General features: G+C 40.2%; 1 protein-coding gene. It reads right to left on the bottom strand.

Annotated features, from left to right (window positions below):
* The coding region (locus tag BTV99_RS12765) for a DUF3987 domain-containing protein (RefSeq protein WP_178377980.1) at positions 1-323 on the bottom strand (323 nt) is incomplete at its 3' end.
* Positions 324-400: the final 77 nt, after the last annotated feature.

The following is a 400-nucleotide window of genomic DNA, read 5'->3' as shown; positions in this document are numbered from 1 at the left end:
TAAATGCGTATCATGTGAGTTTCTAACATGTCATGCCATGCTAGAGCTGCATTAAGCGCTGTTATACTGACTGCGCCTAATGACGCGTCATGTTCGATGCAATCGACTAAATGAAATATAAGCGCTAATGATGCTACGGTTTTAGGATATTTAGTCATATGCTCAGCCATCACACTATGCTCACACTCATCAGCTTTTGCTTTGTTTTCATCGTACCAACTCATAAACTTTTTATAAGCGTCATCAGTGAAACGATAGTAAGGTCGCTTGTGGTAGTCATCAATCGGGTTTGCACCATACTTGATGAAGTCGCCTAAGCTCATATTGTCGATGGTTTCAAATAAGTCATAAACGATTTGTCTTATTTCAGCGTTTGGCGCTATATCGCGCTCTTTTAGTC

This window comes from Psychrobacter sp. Rd 27.2 (assembly GCF_001921755.1).
Lineage (GTDB): Bacteria > Pseudomonadota > Gammaproteobacteria > Pseudomonadales > Moraxellaceae > Psychrobacter > Psychrobacter celer.
This window is presented reverse-complemented; position numbering and strand designations above follow the sequence as displayed.